Consider the following 17,164-nt stretch of genomic DNA (forward strand, 5'->3'; position numbering starts at 1 on the left):
TATCACCTCACCAGCTCAGGGTGACGGTCAGCGTGTCGGTATAAACGCCGGCGCGCGCAGTGCCGGGCAGTTGTAGCTGACCGTAGATCGGCAGCGTAATGTTATTGGCATTGCTATAACTCAGCGGCACCGCCTGGTTCACGGGGATCACCGTGGTGCGGCTGGCGTTGCTAAAGAGCGTATAGGGAACGGTGTTGCTGAAATTGGGCAGCTTCAGGTTACGGGTCGTGGTGAAATTGTTGCCCTGATTAATGCTCATGCTCAGCGTGGTGCCCGGCGTACAGGCGAGATTAATCGAGGTGCTCTGCAGATAGCTGGCGTTGACGGTATTCGCCGCCACGCCAGACTGCGTACCGAAATTAAGCGTGCCAAAGACGCCGGTATTGGTACCGGATATCACGCAGCCTGCCACAATCGACGCGGTAACCTGGAAGGTGCTGGTTGGCAGACTCCAGGCGCTGATACTCCCTGTCAGCAGGGGCAGACCGCATGCGATCGTCAGGCAGGATCGCCAGAGAACCACCCGTATTTACCTGCGACAGCAGTTAATAGTTCACGGCAACGTTAATCGTGTCGGTATAGGTTCCGGCAGGGATCAGGGGGTTAAAGCCGCCGCCGACCACCCGGCCATAGATGGCGTAGTTGGTCCCCAGCGTCGGATCGGTAGTACCGCTGGTGGCGATAGGCGTATTGTTGGCGATCGCCGTGGTAAAGGAGGCGTCACTGTAGAGGGTATAGGCGATGCCCTGCGCATTATCCGATCCCAGTACCAGATAACGCGGCGATGCAGAGGCGGTGCCGTAGATGGTCGCTGGCGCAGCATTGCTGCTGGTGACCACCACGTTGTAATCCTGACCGGTGGTGCAGCGCACAAAAATACCGTTACCAGCCGCACCGACCAGTGTGGCGTTCAGGGTATCGAACGTGGCTGCGCTGCTACCAAAGTTCAGGGTACCGAAGTTAACGCCCGCCGTAGCCGACTGGCCGTTCACCAGACAACCGGTGGTCAGGGTTAACGTGGCATTGATGGTTCCCGAGGTCGTCGCCGCCTGGGTTAATGACGGAATAGCGACAGTTAATCCTGCAGCGGCAAACAGAAAAAGCTTGAGTTTCATAATATTTCCTTACGGATTATCCAGAGTCAGTGCTTTTTCACCCGGTGTTTATTAACGATTCAACCCAAAATAAAGGAAATAAAATAACAAGGTAGGCAGTGCCGCTATCTTAAGAAAAATCTTAGACTTAAGAATGCTGATTTATATCAGTTTTACTTACTATAGATCAGTTAAAGCGTTACGCGAAGCCTTGCTATTTATTTTTGATTAATCAAAACGTCACTCCGGCCGATAACCCAGTAACAGCAAGGCGCGAAGACGAGGCGATAAAACAAAATTCTTTGTTTTTTCGGTATCTGGCATGCTTTCTGCTTCGGTGATATGTTCCTGTACCAATCAGACATAATAACGGTTTACCGGCTTGCTCTGCGGGCGGTTAATAAGATGCAGGTTATAAATGGCCAGCGTCGGCGGGCGCGTTTTGCCTGACCTTCAGGACCAGAAAATACCGAAATTTAATCACTTTCACCCATCGGGTGTTTTCAGATCACTTATCAGACTGTACACAGCACCCGTTTCTCCGCGGGTGGTGAGGAGTTGCACATGTTGCCTGTCACCTGGGATAGCGTCCTGATCTGCGTTTCGCTGATCGTGGCGTTCATTGCCTCTTTTACAGCCCTGGATACCGCCGGACGAGTGGCGGTATCCCGTGGCTGGAGCGCCCGGTTCTGGCTGTTGGTGGGCGGCATCGCAATGGGGATTGGCGTCTGGGCAATGCACTTTATCGGGATGCTGGCGATGATCTTGCCGATGATGATGCGCTATGACACGCGGCTGACGATCCTCTCGCTGCTGGTGGCGATCCTGGCGTCTGTGCTGGCTTTTGGCCAGACGGTGGGTGGCCTGCATCTCACCCGCCAGCGGCTGCTGCGCGGCACGCTGATCCTGGGCGCGGGTGTGGTGGTCATGCACTATCTTGGTATGTATGCCCTGCTGATTGAACCGCAACCGGAGTGGAATGCGCTGCTGGTGGCGCTCTCTGTGCTGATTGCGTTTGCGGCCTCTGGCCTGGCGCTGTGGCTGGCCTTTCATCTGCGCCAGGGCGATCATCATCTGATGCTGATGCGCGGGCTGGCCTCTCTGGTAATGGGCATCGCCATCGCCGGTATGCACTATGTGGGTATGGCGGCAGCAGAGTTCAGCCACAGCAGTATGATGCAGCCGCACGGCGTCAGTAATGCGGGCCTGGCGGTGTGGGTAACGCTGATTACCCTGACTATTCTGGGTATCACTCTGCTGAGTTCGATGCTGGATGCGCAGCTACGCGCCGCGCGTCTGGCGACCCGCCTCAATCGCGCTAACCAGGAATTGCGTCAGCTGGCGATGCATGACAACCTGACCACGCTGCCCAATCGTGTAATGCTGGAGCAGCAGCTCGATCTCGCCATTAAACAGGCGATGCTTAATGAGCATCGCTTTGCCGTGATCTATATGGATCTCGATGGCTTCAAAGCGGTCAATGACACATGGGGACATCACGTCGGTGACCGGTTGCTGGTGGCGGTGGCGGAACGGCTGTGTAGCCAGCTCAGCAACACGATGCTGCTGGTGCGTCTGGGGGGCGATGAATTTGTGCTGATGGCTGAGTGCGATATCAGCGCAGCCCGCCAGCTGGCGCAAAAACTGGTTAAAGTCATCAGTTCGCCGTTTGAACTTGACCGCTATGTGCTGCACGTTTCACTCAGCGCGGGCATTGCGATCTTTCCGCTGCACGGTCGCAACCGGCAGGAGCTATTGTTTAATGCTGATGCGGCGATGTACCACACCAAACACAGCGGACGAAACGGCTGGTGCCTGTTTGAACCGGCCATGAGCGCCGCGACGCAGCATCAGCTGGAGCTGGCGAACGATCTGTGGGAGGCGATAGAGCGCGAGCAGATGCGGCTGTTCTATCAGCCCAAATTCTGTTCCGGCGGCACCAGGTTAATGGGATTCGAAGCGTTGTTGCGCTGGCAGCATCCGCAGCGCGGTTTACTGACGCCTGAGCTGTTTCTGCCGCGCGCCGAAAAAACCGGTCAGATTATTGCGCTGGGTAACTGGGTGATCGGGGAGGCCTGCCGTCAGCTCAGGATATGGCACAGCCAGGGCCACAGTGACTGGACGGTATCGGTGAATCTCTCCGCGTTGCAGTTTCACCAGCGTGATTTGCTGACTATCCTGACGCAGACCCTGGCGCGTAACCAACTGCCAGGCAGCGCGCTGATGCTGGAGATCACTGAAGCGATTGCCATGCGCGATCCCGCTTTCAGCCAGCAGCGCATTCGTGAATTGCAGCAGGCGGGTGTCAGCGTCGCGATTGATAACTTCGGCATCGGCTATGCCAACCTGCTGCATCTCAAAGATCTGGATGCCAGTGAACTCAAAATTGATCGCAGCTTTATCAACTGCCTGCGGCCCGGCAGTGAAGATGCGACCGTAGTCAGCGCCATGCTGACCCTGGCGCAGAGCCTCAATCTGCGCATGGTGGCGGAAGGGGTGGAGACTGAAGAGCAGCAGCATTTGCTCACCAGCTTAGGCTTTGATGCGTTGCAGGGCTATCTGCTGGGCAAGCCGACGCCAGCGGACCGGGTTGAGGCGCTGAGTTTTCCCTCACTGCGACAGCCGGTGGCGTCACTGTCCGGCTGACTGTATTGACAGCAACGATAGATTTCATCACTCAGAATGAGTGGAAGGATGCAGGGTTCGCGGCTCATTAACCGCCGGGCTGTGCCGATAACTAAGAGAATAATTTTAAAACCCTCTGCCCAACCACAAGCTCTGCTTTCGCGGGAATGCACTATGTTAGCGACCTCATACGACTCTTTTATCGTCATCGTCTCCGTTCTTGTCGCGATGCTGGCTTCGTTCACCGCCTTAGATATGGCGGGACGGGTGGTGCATTCAACCGGCAAAGTTGCGCTGGTCTGGCTGTTCGGCGGCGGTTTTTCCATGGGCATCGGCATCTGGGCGATGCACTTTATCGGCATGCTGTCGATGAACATGGAGATGGTCATGAGCTACAACGCCGGGCTCACCGCCTTTTCTGCGGCCATCGCGGTTTGTGCGTCGATATTTGCGCTGTGGCTGGTCTGCAATGGCGATCTGCCTTTGCCGCGCCTGGCGGGCGGCGCGCTGATCCTCGGCAGCGGCGTAGTCGCGATGCACTACACCGGCATGGCGGCGCTGATGTTCTCCCCCGGTATCGTCTGGAAATGGAGTTGGGTGGCGCTGTCGGTAGCGATCGCCCTGGCCGCCTCTGGCACCGCGCTGTGGCTGGCGTTTAACCTGCGGGAAGGACAGACCAGTCGGGTCACCCTGCTGCGCATTGGCGCATCGGTGGTGATGGGCTGTGCTATTGCCGGCATGCACTACACCGGCATGATGGCGGCAGAGTTTCCCGTCCACAGTCATCCGGTCGGGCAGGGCGTCAACAGCAACTGGCTGGCGATTCTGGTCACGGTGGTCACTATTTCGATTCTGGGCATTACCTTGCTGGTGTCGATGCTGGATGCGCGGATGCAGGCGCGTACCTCGATTCTCGCCAGTTCGCTGGCTGAAGCCAATCGCGAGCTGGCACAGCTGGCGCTGCACGACAACCTGACGCGACTGCCCAACCGCATCCTGCTGGAGGATCGGCTGGAGCAGGCGATTAACAAAGCGAACCGTGAGCAGAGGCAGTTTGCCCTGATGTTTATGGATCTCGATGGGTTTAAGGCGGTCAACGACGCGTTCGGGCACCACATTGGCGACAGTCTGCTGGTCGGCGTGACCGAGCGCATGAGCGAGCAGATGACCGGCTACTTCACGCTGGCGCGGCTCGGCGGTGATGAGTTTGTGCTGCTGGTAGAGATCGACGATCCCAATGATGCGGCGGCCATCGCCGATAAGCTGGTCAAAGCGGTGGATCGCCCGTTTGATATCTCACGCTATGAGCTGGTGGTATCGCTGAGTCTTGGCATCGCGGTCTATCCCGGCGATGGCGTGGATGAGCGCGAACTGATGTTCAACGCCGATGCGGCGATGTACCACACCAAAAATAATGGCCGCAACGGCTACACCTTCTTTCAGCCTTCAATGAACATTCAGGCCCAGAGCCAGCTTCAGTTGAATAACGATCTCTGGCAGGCGCTGGATCATGATGAACTGCGCCTGTTCTATCAGCCAAAATATTGCGCGCCGAGCGGTCCGATTCTCGGTTTTGAGGCGCTGCTGCGCTGGCAGCATCCGCAGCGCGGCCTGCTGTCGCCCGATAAATTTCTGCCAATGGCAGAAAAGACCGGAATGATTGTCAATATCGGCAACTGGGTAATCCATGAAGCCTGTCGCCAGCTGCGCCAGTGGCATCTGCAGGGCCATCCGCACTGGTCGGTGGCGGTGAACCTGTCGGCGTTGCAGTTTGAGCAATCGAATCTGGTGAAGACGGTGGTGGATGCGCTGGAAAAACATCAGATTCCGGCCGAACTGCTGACGCTGGAGGTGACGGAAACCACCGCGATGCGCGATCCCGATGAGAGCGTGCGTATTCTGACTGAGCTGACCCAGCTCGGGGTTAAAGCTTCAATTGATGACTTTGGCACTGGCTACTCCAGCCTGCTCTATCTGAAACGGCTACCGGCCAGTGAACTCAAGATTGACCGGGCCTTTGTGAATGAGCTGCAGCATCACACAGAAGATGCCACCATCGTGTCGGCGATAGTGGCGCTGGCGCAGTCGCTGCAATTGAAAGTGGTGGCCGAAGGCGTTGAAACCGCTGAGCAGCAGGCCTTCCTGACCAGTCTGGGTTGTAATACGCTGCAGGGCTATCTGCTGGGCAAGCCGGTTCCCCCGGAGCGGGTGCCGGAGCTGGCTGATTATGTGGTGGCAGAAATTGAAGAGGTGATTGCGGAAGTGAGTCTTAATGCCGAAGCCGAAGCCGAAGCCGAAGCCGAAGCCGAAGCCGAAGCCGAATCCGAATCCGAATCCGAAGCCGAATCCGAAGCCGAATCCGAAGCCGAATCCGAAGCCGAAGCCGGGCAGCCGCTGACGCCGCAGGTCGCTGTGATCTGACCTGCCTGAAGCCGTGAAGAATCAGCGCAATCGGATAAAGCGATTCGCGCCGCCTGTCATTGGTCGCCGTGCGTGGTAAAGTCTCGCGGTCAGACTATTCACGGTCAAACAAGGAGAGGTCACCCGTGGCGAAATACCAGCGATTGATGGATGAGATTCAGCAGCAGATAGAGGCCGGCATCTGGCTGCCGGGCACCCGTCTGCCGTCATTGCGTCAGCAGGTCGCGCAGCAGGGCGTCAGCCTGATGACGGTGCTGCATGCCTATGAGTTGCTGGAGAGTCAGGGCTGGATCGTCTCTCGTCCACAGTCGGGTTACTACGTTGCACCGCGTGCCTTAGCACCCGCACCGCTGAGCGTGGCGATCAGTGAACAGGTCGATATCAACGACTTTGTGTTTGATGTGCTGCAGGCCACGCGCGATCCGGCCATCGTGCCGTTTGGCTCCGCCTTTCCCGATCCCGCACTCTTTCCGCAGCGCCAGCTGATGCGCTCGCTGGCTAACGTCTCTCATCATCTGACCCCAACCGATGCGCTGCACAATCTGCCGCCCGGCAACGCTACACTGCGACAGCTGCTGGCGCAGCGCTATGCGCGTCAGGGCATCACCCTGTCGCCGGATGAAATTGTCATCACCAGCGGAGCGCTGGAGGCGCTGAACCTCAGTCTGCAATCCCTGACCGAGCCAGGCGATTATGTGGTGATTGAACAGCCGAGTTTTTATGGCGCGCTGCAGGCGATAGAGCGGCTTAAGCTCAAGGCGCTGGCGATTCCGGTTGATGCCAGAAATGGCATCGACCTCGTCCAGCTGGAGGAAGCACTGCAGCGCTGGCCGGTGAAAGCCTGCTGGCTGATGACCACCCTGCAGAATCCGCTGAGCGTAACCTTAACGCCGGAACGCAAACAGCAGCTGGTCGCCCTGCTGGCGCGTTATCAGGTACCGATGATTGAAGATGATGTCTATGCCGAACTCTGGGCGGGTGATGCGCCGCCGCTGCCGGCGAAAGCCTGGGATCGCCAGGGGAACGTGCTGCACTGCGGCTCATTTTCAAAGTCGCTGGTGGCAGGATTCCGCGTCGGCTGGGTCGCGGCGGGACAGCATGCGCAGCGTATTCAGCGGCTGCAACTGATGAGCACGCTCTCTACCAGTGCGCCGATGCAGCTGGCGCTGGCCGATTTTCTTGCCACGCGGCGTTACGACACCCATCTGAAGCGGCTGCGGCAGATTCTGGCGAAGCGACAGCAGATGGTGCGCCAGGCGTTAATGAAGGTGCTGCCGCCGCAGGCCACGGTCAGCGAAGCGCGTGGCGGCTATTTTCTCTGGGTGACGCTGCCGGAAAGCATCAATACGACCCGGCTCTATCAGCGGGCGCTGGCTCAGGGGATCAGTATTGCACCGGGGCAGCTATTTTCGGCAGGTGAGCAGTTCAGGCACTGCTTCAGGTTAAATACCGCCTGGCCGTGGGATAGTCGGGCCGAGGCGGCAATCGTGAAGCTGGGTCAGCTGATGGCGGAAGGGCAGGCGGATTAAACCCGCGCCGCTTCCTGATGGCCCCAGGTCAGGTAGTAGACATCATAGAAGTCCACTTCCCCTTTTTGCGTCAGCAGACGCTGGATACCGCTCTTCACACGTTCTGGTGTCTCAGGCAGCGACAGAATGCGTGAGATTGCCTGTTCGCGCACCGGCTGAATGTAATACCACTCGCCGTTGTAGCAAACGCGCAGGTCGAGGGCATCGATATCTTCAAAGCGATATTTCGGGTTGATATCCAGCAGCATCAGCACACTCATCACCAGCACAAACACGGTGGCAAACCAGAAGGCGGGCCAGCCGAGCATCTCGGTGGTGAAAATCAGCGCCACGCACAGGCCGTAGCAGAGATACATTACTGCCCAGAGACCAGGGTGGTTCTTCAGAAACGAGAGGCTGAAACGCGGCAAATTGTCGCGACGTTCTTCGCGGTTAAGCAGGGCGATCTCGTCAATCAGGATTTGTTTAATAGCGTCCATTTGTTACCTCACTGTCATCTGTTAGCTATTACAACAGATAACAGTCAAGCATATCAGAAACAGATCTGTGCTTTTTTTATATAACAGTTTATACAACAGTGCCCGGGGCGTCGGGCTGCGGCGCCTGTGTGACTTTCCGCCTGACATTTTGCAACACTTTGCCGCAGTAAGAACCGCTATCCGCCGTCGCGCAGGCACACTCCGACCCTATAGTTAACGACACATTTGGCTTTAGTCAGCAATATCAGTCAATTATCTCAATTGTGTCGTCTGGCGCACATTGCATTGTACCGCGGGTTTGCCACACTTAGAAAAACATCGGAGAACCTGTATGCGTGCCTCATCCTCCAGTCTGCTATTAATGATGTCCTTTGCCGCTGGCACCTTCTCGGCCGGGGCCTCTGACAATCCTCAGCATCTGATGCTCGCCAGCCCGTCGGGCGGTGTACCCAATAACCCGTTACCTCTGATTATCTGGCCGCGCGTGGTGCCGGAAGAGGAGGAGATCGCTGCGTGGTTTGAGAAAACCTTTGAGGAGAACGGCTGGCCACCCGCCTGGCGCTATCCGATCTTCCCATACACCCATTATCATCCTAATACCCATGAACTGCTGGGCGTCGCTGAAGGCTGGGCGGAAGTGCTGTTTGGCGGCGACAGTGGCCGCATGGTGACCCTGCGCGCAGGCGATGCGGTCCTGATTCCGGCGGGTGTCGGCCATCGGCAGGTCAGCGCCAGCGAAGATTTTATGGTGATAGGTGCCTATCCGCACGGGATGTCGCCGGAGACGCTGCGCGATGAGCCCGCGAAGCTGAAAATGGCCCAGGAGCAGGTAAAAAAAGTGCCGTTGCCGACGCAGGATCCCTTTACCGGCAAAGAGGGCGCATTAACCGAGATCTGGCAGCCGATTGCGGCGCTCACCGCCCAGCAGTAAGCCACGGGGCGAGCACGCCCCGATGCCGCTCCGCCAGCCCGGCTTTCGCGTCCCGTAAGCCTGGCTGTCACCGGGCTGTCATCAAACTGTCGTAGCGTTTTGCCCAGCATGTTAACGGCAAAGGCAGAGTAAGATGGCGGCAATATCGTTAACCGGACTGAGCAAAGCGTTCGGCGCGCAGCCGGTACTGGACGCGATTTCGTTACAGATTAACCAGGGCGAGTTTGTCGCCGTTCTTGGGCCTTCTGGCTGCGGCAAAACCACCCTGCTGCGCCTGCTGGCCGGCTTTGAAACGCTCGACAGCGGTGAAATCCGCATCGGTGAACGTCAGGTTGCCGCAGACGGGCTGCACCTGCCGCCGGAAGCCCGCGAGCTCGGCGTGGTGTTCCAGAACTACGCTTTGTGGCCGCATATGACGGTCGCGGAGAACGTCGGCTACAGCCTGAAGGTGAACGGTGTGGCGCGCGCAGAACGCGAACTGCGCACCACCCAGGCCCTGACGCTGGTCGGGCTGGATCGCTTCGCCGACCGCCGACCCGCCGATCTCTCCGGTGGTCAGCGCCAGCGCGTGGCGCTGGCTCGCTGCCTGGTGGCACGGCCGACGCTGGTGCTGCTGGATGAGCCGCTGGCTAACCTCGATGTCCATCTGCGCGCCACCATGGAAGAGGAGTTCCGCCGCTTCCATCGCCACAGTGGCGCCACCTTACTCTATATCACCCACGATCAACGCGAAGCGATGGCACTGGCCGACCGCATCGTGGTGCTCGAACACGGCAGAGTGATGCAGTTCGCCAGCCCGCAGACCCTGTGGCGCGAACCGGCTAATGAGATGGTGGCGACCTTTATTGATGAGGGGCGGGTGCTGCCGGTCAGCGACATTGAGCCGCTCGATCCGGGTCAGGCAACCGCCACGCTCTGCGGGCTGCGGGTTTTGCTGCGCTGCTCGCCTCACCAGCGCCCGCTGCCACACGGCAAAGCCAGCTTCCACAGCGTCAGTTTTCACCTCGCCGCTGAGGGAGAGCGGCAGTTTGCCGCCCGCGTTGAGCGCATTATCTTTCGCGGTGGCTACCATCAGATCAACCTTCGACCGCTTAATCAACCGGATGTCAGCCTGTCGCTGACGCTTAATGATGCTGCATTACTGGCGGTGGATGACACCGTCGGCGTCGCCGTCGATGACGGCTGGATTCTTCCTGCATAAAGGGTTTCAGAAACCATGAAAACGGCTTTTCGTACTCCGCTTCACGCGCTGTTGTTGCTGTCGGGCCTCGCGGCCTCAACCCTGTTGCAGGCGGCCGACGCGCCCGGCGGCAAGCTGGTGGTTTACACGTCGCAGGCACCTGAAATTGCGCAACAGACCATCGATGCGTTTAAGGCCGCGTATCCGGCGGTGGAGGTGGAGTGGACCCGCAACGGCACCACTCAACTGATGAACGTGCTGCGTACTGAAATGATGAGCGGCCAGGTCAAACCCGATGTGCTGCTGGTGGCCGACGCGATCAATCTGGGCGCACTCAAGAAAGAGGGGCAGCTCTATTCATATCCGGCCGCCCCGGTCAGCCACCTGAAGCCTGCCTATTACGATGCGGATAAAACCTTTTTTGGTACCAAAATTATCGCCACGGTGATCGCCTATAACACCCAGCGTGCGAAGCCGGTCAGTAGCTGGAAAGCGCTGGCAGTAGAAGAAAACAGAGGCCAGATTGCGGTCCCCAGTCCCCTCTATTCCGGTGCGGCGCTCTATAAGCTGCATACCGATATCCATACTCCGTCGATTGGCTGGGCGTTCTATCAGCAACTGGCCGCTATCGGCATTGCGCCACAGGGCGGCAATGGACCGGCGCTGAAAGCGGTTGCCAGCGGCATGGATAAGTATGGCGTGATCACGGATGCCGATATTATCCGCGCCAAAAAGCAGGGATCGCCCATCGATCTGGTCTATCCGCAGGAGGGCGTCTCCTATGTGACCGAGCCGGTGGCGATCATGAAGTCGGCGCATAATCTGCCGGCCGCCAAAGCCTTTGTTGATTTCATGCTGTCGGAAGCGGGGCAGCAGCTGGTGGCGAAGCAGGGCAACCGGCCGGTCGATGCCCGCGTGGCGGCACCCAGTGGCTTTGCGCCGATTGAGCAAATCACGCTGCTGACGCCGGATGTGGCAAAAGCGGTGGCCGAGGATGCTCAGGTCCGCGAAACCTTTACTGAACTGTTTGGCGGCTGATCGTGAGCGTGCTGGGCAACGAATGGCGAAGAGGCCAGGCCGCCAGGCATCGCAGATGGCGGGCGGAACCGCTGGTGCTGGGCATACTGGTGCTGGTGATCGGCCTGCTGTCGGTGGCACCCTTTGCCCGGCTGATGGGAACCGCGCTGGCACCGGATGGCATACTGGATAGCGATCGCCTGCTTAGATTGCTGACCAGCCGGCGGGTGCTCAGTGCCACGCTGAATACCCTGGCGATCGGCATCAGCGCGACGTTGCTGTCGCTGCTGCTGGGAACGGTGGCCGCCTGGCTGGTGGCGCTCACTGATTTGCGTGCCAAAGCGGCCTGGGTATTCGCCTTTATCCTGCCGCTGATGATCCCGCCGCAGGTGACTGCGCTGGCCTGGGTACAGGCGCTGGCACCGGGCAGTCTGCTGGCCACAGCGGTGAATGCGCTGGGCGGGACATGGCTGGCACCCGGTCAGCAACCGCTCTATTCCGCGACCGGCATGGTACTGCTGCTGGGTCTGCACAATGCGCCGCTGGTGTTCCTCACGGTGCGGGCTGGCCTGCGTCGACTCCCCGCCGAACTGGTGGAGGCGGCCCGTATCAGCGGCGCATCACCCCGGCAGATTCTGTTCACGGTGATCCTGCCGCTGGCGCGCCCCGCGATCTTCGCCGGGGCGGCGCTGGCGTTTGTCGCTGCGGTCGGGAATTTCGGTATCCAGGCGATGCTGGGTATTCCGGCGCGGGTGCCGACGCTGATTACGCTGGTTTATCAGCAGCTCAATACCCTCGGCCCCGGTGCGCTGCCCAATACCGCCGTCTACTCGATGCTGATTGCGCTGATCACCCTCGCCGGGATGCTGATTAGCGGCTGGCTGGGCGGACGACGCGATGTCCGGGTCAGCGGATCGCCACGACCCTGGCACCAGCCGCTGCGGCGCGCGCGACTGCCGGGCGAAATCATCGCCTGGCTGTGGATGGTGATCACCTTGCTGCTGCCGCTCAGCGCCTTGCTGACCACCGCCTTAACCCGCGGTTTCGGTCAGGCTCTGAACTGGCAAACCCTGACGCTGGAGAATTTTCAGCAGGCGCTGTGGGGCTATCCGGCGATACGGCAGGCGTTCTTTACCAGCCTGTGGCTCACCGGCCTGACGGCGCTGCTGCTCAGCGTCATGGCACTGTTCCTGGCTTTCTTTCTCAGCTGGCATCGTACCCGGCTGGTGCGGGGGCTGGGATTCGCCAGCGAGCTGACCTATGCGCTGCCCGGCATTGTCACCGGCGTGGCGGCGATGCTGTTTTTCCTGCGGCCACTGCCGCTGCTGGGATTTTCTCTTTACGGAACGGTGTGGATTATTCTCGCGGCCTATCTGGCCAATTTCCTGGCGCTGGTGTTAAGGCCGACGCTGGCCGGGTTCGCGCAAATCGAACCGTCACTGGATGAGGCGGCGCGCTTATGCGGCGCGGGTCTGATGCGGCGGATGACTGACATCCTGCTGCCGCTGGCGGCACCTTCTGTGCTGGCCGGTGCGCTGCTGGTGTTCCTCACCGCGCTGAATGAAATACAGGTTTCAGTGCTGCTGGTTACCGCGCAAACCCAGACGCTTGGCCCGACCATTATTTTCCTGGACGAAGGCGGATCGGCGCCGCTGGCGGCGGCGGTCGGATGCCTGATGATTGGGATCGTGCTGGGCTTAATGCTACTGGCCTCACGACTGACGCGCCGTCTGCCGCAGGGAGTCCTGCCATGGCAAGCCTGACGGTGATCAGCGGCGTCGGCGGAAAACTGCCGGCCGCTTTCCTGCTGGAGATAGAGGGATACCGTCTGTTATGGGATTTAGGTGCCGGGCCGGAGCCGGGCGTCCGGCCCGCAGTGGACGCCATCGGCCAGGTCGATGCGCTCTGCCTGACCCATTCCCATGTGGATCACGCGGCGGCGCTGGATAGCTGGGCCGACATCGGTTCACCGCCGGTCTATGCCAGTGAGATCACCTGGCAGCAGCTGGGCGAGGCTGGCGTGCCGGCTCAGGCGCGACGCATCCTGCCATTGCGCGGCCAGTGCGCGCTGGGGCCGCTGAATCTCTTTACCGGTCGCAGCGGGCATTCGCCAGGATCGATCTGGTTTCATCTGCCGATTGCAGGTGGCATCACCTATATGGGCGACTGGAGTCGCGAATCGCTGCTGTTGCCGTTTGATTGCCCGCCACGCGCACGGCTGTTGATTACCGATGGTTCCTATGGCGACCGCAATCAGCGACTGGCGCAGCAGATCGACGCGCTGGCCCTGGTGGCACAAGGGGGCGCCGTGGTCACCGCGCCGCTGCACGGGCGCGGCCCTGAGATGGCGCTGCAGCTCAGCGCTCGCGGGCTGCCGGTAGTGATGTGTCCCCAGGTGCGCGAAGAGGTGGCGCAGTTGCTGGCGCTCAACAGCCTGCCCGCCGCGGCGATGCTGGCGCTGGCCCGGTTATTGCGCGTCGCAACACCCGACCACTGGCGACCGGATACGGTAATTGTCGCGGCGGATGCGGTGGCTGACAGCGGGCTGGCGGCGCAGCTCAGCCATCAGCCCGACTTTCGTCTGATCTTCAGCAGTCACGTTTCCAGCGGCACCCGTGCCTTTGAGATGCTGCAATCCGGCATGGCACGCTGGCTGCCGTGGAATGTGCATCCGCCGCTCGACGATCAGCTGGCGCTGATCAGACAGACGGCGGCCCAGAAAGTGATCCCGGCGTTTGTCGCGCCGCAAGAGTGCCAGCAGCTGATGAGCCAAAGTCCGGCAATGCTCTGCTGGCAGCACCGTTATTCGCTCTCCTCGCGCTGGGAGCGGGTCGCCTGACGCGCCGCCACCGCGGAGTCATTGAACATTTACTCGCCGCTGCCGATAAACCCCTTATAAACACTGATTAATCTTCTTAATGCGCTTGTCATCTCAGCTCTTTTCGGCTGTAGTCTGCGCACGCTATTAAGAACATTCCTAAGCCGTCATCCGGCTACAGAGCAGCAGGCTAATCACAATGGATAATAACTCTGAGGTCATCTATCGCATGCTGGTACAAAGCGTGAATGATTACGCCATCACTATGCTAAAACCTGACGGTATCATCGGCAGCTGGAATCAGGGTGCTCAGCGCACGATAGGCTATACGCCAGACGAAATGATTGGCTGCAGCTTTGCCCTGTTGTATAGCGAAGAAGATCGCCGCCGGGGCCTGCCGCAGCGTGGGCTGGATATGGCTGCGACTGCCGGACACCATGAAAGCGAAGGCTGGCGCTATCGCAAAGATGGCAGTGCTTTCTGGGCACACGAGACGATCGACCCGATACGCAATGACGCCGGTCTGCTGGTGGGATACGCCTGTATTACCCGCGACTGCACTCAGCAGCAGGAGCAGCAGCGCAAAGAGCGGGAGCAGGAGATGCGCTTCCGCCTGCTGGTGGAGGGCGTTACCGATTACGCTATCTATATGCTCGATCATGACGGCAACGTGGTGAACTGGAATGCCGGGGCACAGCGCGCCAAAGGCTATGTGGCGGAAGAGATTGTCGGCCAGCATTTTTCCCGCTTCTACAGCGCCCAGGATCGCCTGAACCGTGTCCCGGAGCAGAACCTGCAAACCGCTTATCGCACCGGCCGCTTTGAAGATGAGGGCTGGCGCTACCGCAAAGATGGCAGCGCCTTCTGGGCGCATGTGGTGATCGACACGATCCGCGACGATCAGGGTAAGCTGCTGGGCTACGCTAAAATCACCCGCGACTGCACCGAACAGCAGCGCGTCCGCAGCCAGCAACGGGAGCAGGAGCAGCGTTTCCGTCTGCTGGTAGAAGGGGTCACCGATTACGCCATCTATATGCTCGATGTCGACGGCGTGGTGGTGAACTGGAATGCCGGTGCGCAGCGTGCCAAAGGGTACAAAGCGGATGAAGTGGTGGGTCAGCACTTCTCGCTGTTTTACAGTTCCCAGGAGCGGCTGAACCGCATCCCGGAAGCGAATCTCGGTATCGCGCTTAAGACCGGCCGTTTTGAAGATGAGGGCTGGCGCTACCGCAAAGATGGCAGCGCCTTCTGGGCGCATGTGGTCATCGACGCAATCCACGATGATGACGGTAAGCTGGTCGGCTTCGCTAAGATCACCCGCGACCGCACGGAACGCCGTGAGCAGGAGCAGCAGGTGCTGCGCGCCCGGGATCTGGCTGAAGCCCAGAGCACCCAGAAAACCGCGCTCTCTAAATTCCTGGATAATATCATCGCCAACATTCCCTCCTGCGTGATTGTGGAAGATGCGATCACCCGCGAGATCCTGCTGGTTAACGACCGCACTCAGCAGCTGTTTGGCCTGTCGAAATCGCTGATCGTCAACAAGCGCCCGCACGAATGCATGTCGCCCGAACTCAGCGATTACTTTAATAATCTGGCGGATGTTGCGCTGCGCAGTGAGGGCATGCATGAACGTGAGCAGTTGCTGATGACCGCCAGCGGCGAACGCATTCTGCATACCCGCGCCACCGCGATTAACGGTCAGGATGCGCGACGTAACTACCTGATGCTGCTGGTGGAAGATGTCACTGACCAGCGCGCTGCTGATGCCCGTATTCACCATATGGCGCACCACGACAACCTCACCAGCCTGCCGAACCGCATTCTGTTCCGCCAGCGTCTGAGTGAAGCTTTGCGCACTGCCGGTCAGATACAGCGCCAGACCGCCGCGCTCTGCCTTGATCTCGATAACTTTAAAAATGTGAACGATGCGCTGGGCCACCAGATTGGCGACGAGTTGCTGCGCAGTGTGGCTAAGCGTCTGCGTAACGCGCTGCGTGACCAGGATACTCTGGCGCGTATCGGAGGCGATGAGTTCGCCATCGTGCTGCCTTCGGTGGCCAGTAATGAAGAGGCGAGCATTGTGGCGCAGCGCCTGATTGAGGCGATTCGCCCGCCGGTCAACGTTGAAGGCCATAATCTGTCGGTCGGGCTCAGCGTGGGGATTGCGCTCAGCACCACCATCACCAATACGCCGGAGCAGCTGCTGCGCTGTGCGGACATGGCGCTGTATGAAGCCAAACGCAACGGCCGCAACCGCTATGAGCATTTCACGCTGGAGATGGACGATGTGGCACGCAGTCGACGCCTGATTGAAAACGATCTGCGCGATGCGATTAGCGGCGGGCATCTGCGGCTCTACTATCAGCCCATCACCAACGGTGATAACCGTACCATCATTGGCTATGAGGCGCTGATGCGCTGGCATCATCCGGTTCGTGGGCTGATCATGCCCAACGACTTCATCCCGATCGCTGAAGAGACCGGCCTGATTCATATGCTGGGGGCGTTTGCACTCTACGAAGCCTGTCGCGAAGCGGCGAGCTGGGAAGGGGAGCAGTCGGTCTCGGTCAACCTCTCACCGCTGCAGTTTAAAAACAGCTCGCTGGTGCCGGTGGTGGAAGGCGCGCTGAAAGAGTCGGGTCTCGATCCGGCACGGCTGGAGGTTGAGATCACCGAATCGGTGCTGCTGGATGATTCGCTGGGTAATATCCGTACCCTGCAAAATCTCAAGGCGCTGGGCGTGCAGATTGCGCTGGATGATTTCGGCACCGGCTATTCGTCGCTGAGCTATCTGCGATCTTTCCCGTTCGACAAAATCAAAATCGACAAATCCTTTATCAATGATATGGGTGACAGCCGCGAGGCGCTGGCGATTATCCGCGCCATCACCGGCATGAGTCGCAGTCTGGATATCCAGATTACTGCCGAAGGGGTGGAGAGCGATGAGCAGTTCGCTAAGCTGCGCGATGAGGGCTGTACCCTGTTCCAGGGCTTCCTGTTCGGACGGCCTCAGCCGTCGGAACTGCGGCTGAAAACGCTGGGTTAATCCGCGCCGGGTTAATCCATA

General features: G+C 59.3%; 12 protein-coding genes. 9 read left to right on the forward strand and 3 right to left on the reverse strand.

From position 1 onward, the window contains the following. Nucleotides 1-7: 7 nt before the first annotated feature. Both OK412_RS20805 and OK412_RS20810 read right to left on the reverse strand, forming a co-directional pair. Nucleotides 8-523 carry a spore coat U domain-containing protein gene (locus OK412_RS20805; RefSeq protein ID WP_010249007.1) on the reverse strand — a complete coding sequence of 172 codons (516 nt, stop codon included), beginning with the start codon at nucleotides 521-523 and terminating at the stop codon, nucleotides 8-10. A 22-nt stretch (nucleotides 524-545) separates the two neighbouring features. Beyond that, nucleotides 546-1,115 carry a spore coat U domain-containing protein gene (locus tag OK412_RS20810; RefSeq protein WP_264353506.1) on the reverse strand — a complete coding sequence of 190 codons (570 nt, stop codon included), beginning with the start codon at nucleotides 1,113-1,115 and terminating at the stop codon, nucleotides 546-548. Nucleotides 1,116-1,658: 543 nt separating this feature from the next. On the opposite strand from OK412_RS20810, the gene OK412_RS20815 reads away from it, so the two are divergent. The 3 genes from OK412_RS20815 (at nucleotide 1,659) to OK412_RS20825 (ending at nucleotide 7,669) form a co-directional block, all read left to right on the forward strand. After that, nucleotides 1,659-3,740 (forward strand): putative bifunctional diguanylate cyclase/phosphodiesterase, encoded by a 2,082-nt coding sequence (locus OK412_RS20815; protein WP_264353507.1) that lies wholly within the window; start codon nucleotides 1,659-1,661, stop codon nucleotides 3,738-3,740. Between the two features lie 153 nt (nucleotides 3,741-3,893). Continuing rightward, complete coding sequence (locus OK412_RS20820) at nucleotides 3,894-6,140, forward strand: putative bifunctional diguanylate cyclase/phosphodiesterase (protein WP_264353508.1); 2,247 nt, start codon at nucleotides 3,894-3,896, stop codon at nucleotides 6,138-6,140. A 125-nt stretch (nucleotides 6,141-6,265) separates the two neighbouring features. Continuing rightward, entirely contained in the window at nucleotides 6,266-7,669 is a 1,404-nt protein-coding gene (locus OK412_RS20825) for a PLP-dependent aminotransferase family protein (protein ID WP_010249003.1), read from the forward strand. On the opposite strand, the gene OK412_RS20830 is transcribed toward OK412_RS20825, so the two are convergent. Continuing rightward, nucleotides 7,666-8,148: a YlaC family protein gene (locus tag OK412_RS20830; RefSeq protein WP_010249002.1), complete on the reverse strand. Its 483-nt coding sequence runs from the start codon at nucleotides 8,146-8,148 to the stop codon at nucleotides 7,666-7,668. The two genes, OK412_RS20825 and OK412_RS20830, sit on opposite strands and share 4 nt — an antisense overlap. Nucleotides 8,149-8,479: 331 nt before the next feature. On the opposite strand from OK412_RS20830, the gene OK412_RS20835 reads away from it, so the two are divergent. The 6 genes from OK412_RS20835 to OK412_RS20860 all read left to right on the forward strand — a co-directional run bounded on the left by OK412_RS20835 (nucleotide 8,480) and on the right by OK412_RS20860 (nucleotide 17,143). Beyond that, a complete protein-coding gene (locus OK412_RS20835) occupies nucleotides 8,480-9,079 on the forward strand; it encodes a cupin domain-containing protein (protein ID WP_010249001.1) in 600 nt (199 codons plus the stop codon). A 133-nt stretch (nucleotides 9,080-9,212) separates the two neighbouring features. Next, nucleotides 9,213-10,280, forward strand: a complete 1,068-nt coding sequence (locus tag OK412_RS20840; protein WP_033769858.1) for an ABC transporter ATP-binding protein — start codon at nucleotides 9,213-9,215, stop codon at nucleotides 10,278-10,280. A 15-nt stretch (nucleotides 10,281-10,295) separates the two neighbouring features. Next, the gene (locus OK412_RS20845; RefSeq protein ID WP_061703100.1) at nucleotides 10,296-11,297 is read left to right on the forward strand and encodes an ABC transporter substrate-binding protein; all 1,002 of its coding nucleotides are present in this window, start codon (nucleotides 10,296-10,298) and stop codon (nucleotides 11,295-11,297) included. A 2-nt stretch (nucleotides 11,298-11,299) separates the two neighbouring features. Then, entirely contained in the window at nucleotides 11,300-13,039 is a 1,740-nt protein-coding gene (locus OK412_RS20850; RefSeq protein WP_089414915.1) for an ABC transporter permease, read from the forward strand. Continuing rightward, entirely contained in the window at nucleotides 13,027-14,115 is a 1,089-nt protein-coding gene (locus tag OK412_RS20855; protein ID WP_228312444.1) for an MBL fold metallo-hydrolase, read from the forward strand. Before OK412_RS20850 ends, OK412_RS20855 begins: the two co-directional genes overlap by 13 nt. Nucleotides 14,116-14,293: 178 nt before the next feature. Next, entirely contained in the window at nucleotides 14,294-17,143 is a 2,850-nt protein-coding gene (locus OK412_RS20860) for a bifunctional diguanylate cyclase/phosphodiesterase (RefSeq protein ID WP_033772588.1), read from the forward strand. The last annotated feature ends 21 nt before the right edge of the window (nucleotides 17,144-17,164 follow it).

The organism is Pantoea sp. JV6 (assembly GCF_025910055.1).
GTDB classification, from domain to species: Bacteria; Pseudomonadota; Gammaproteobacteria; order Enterobacterales; family Enterobacteriaceae; genus Pantoea; species Pantoea agglomerans.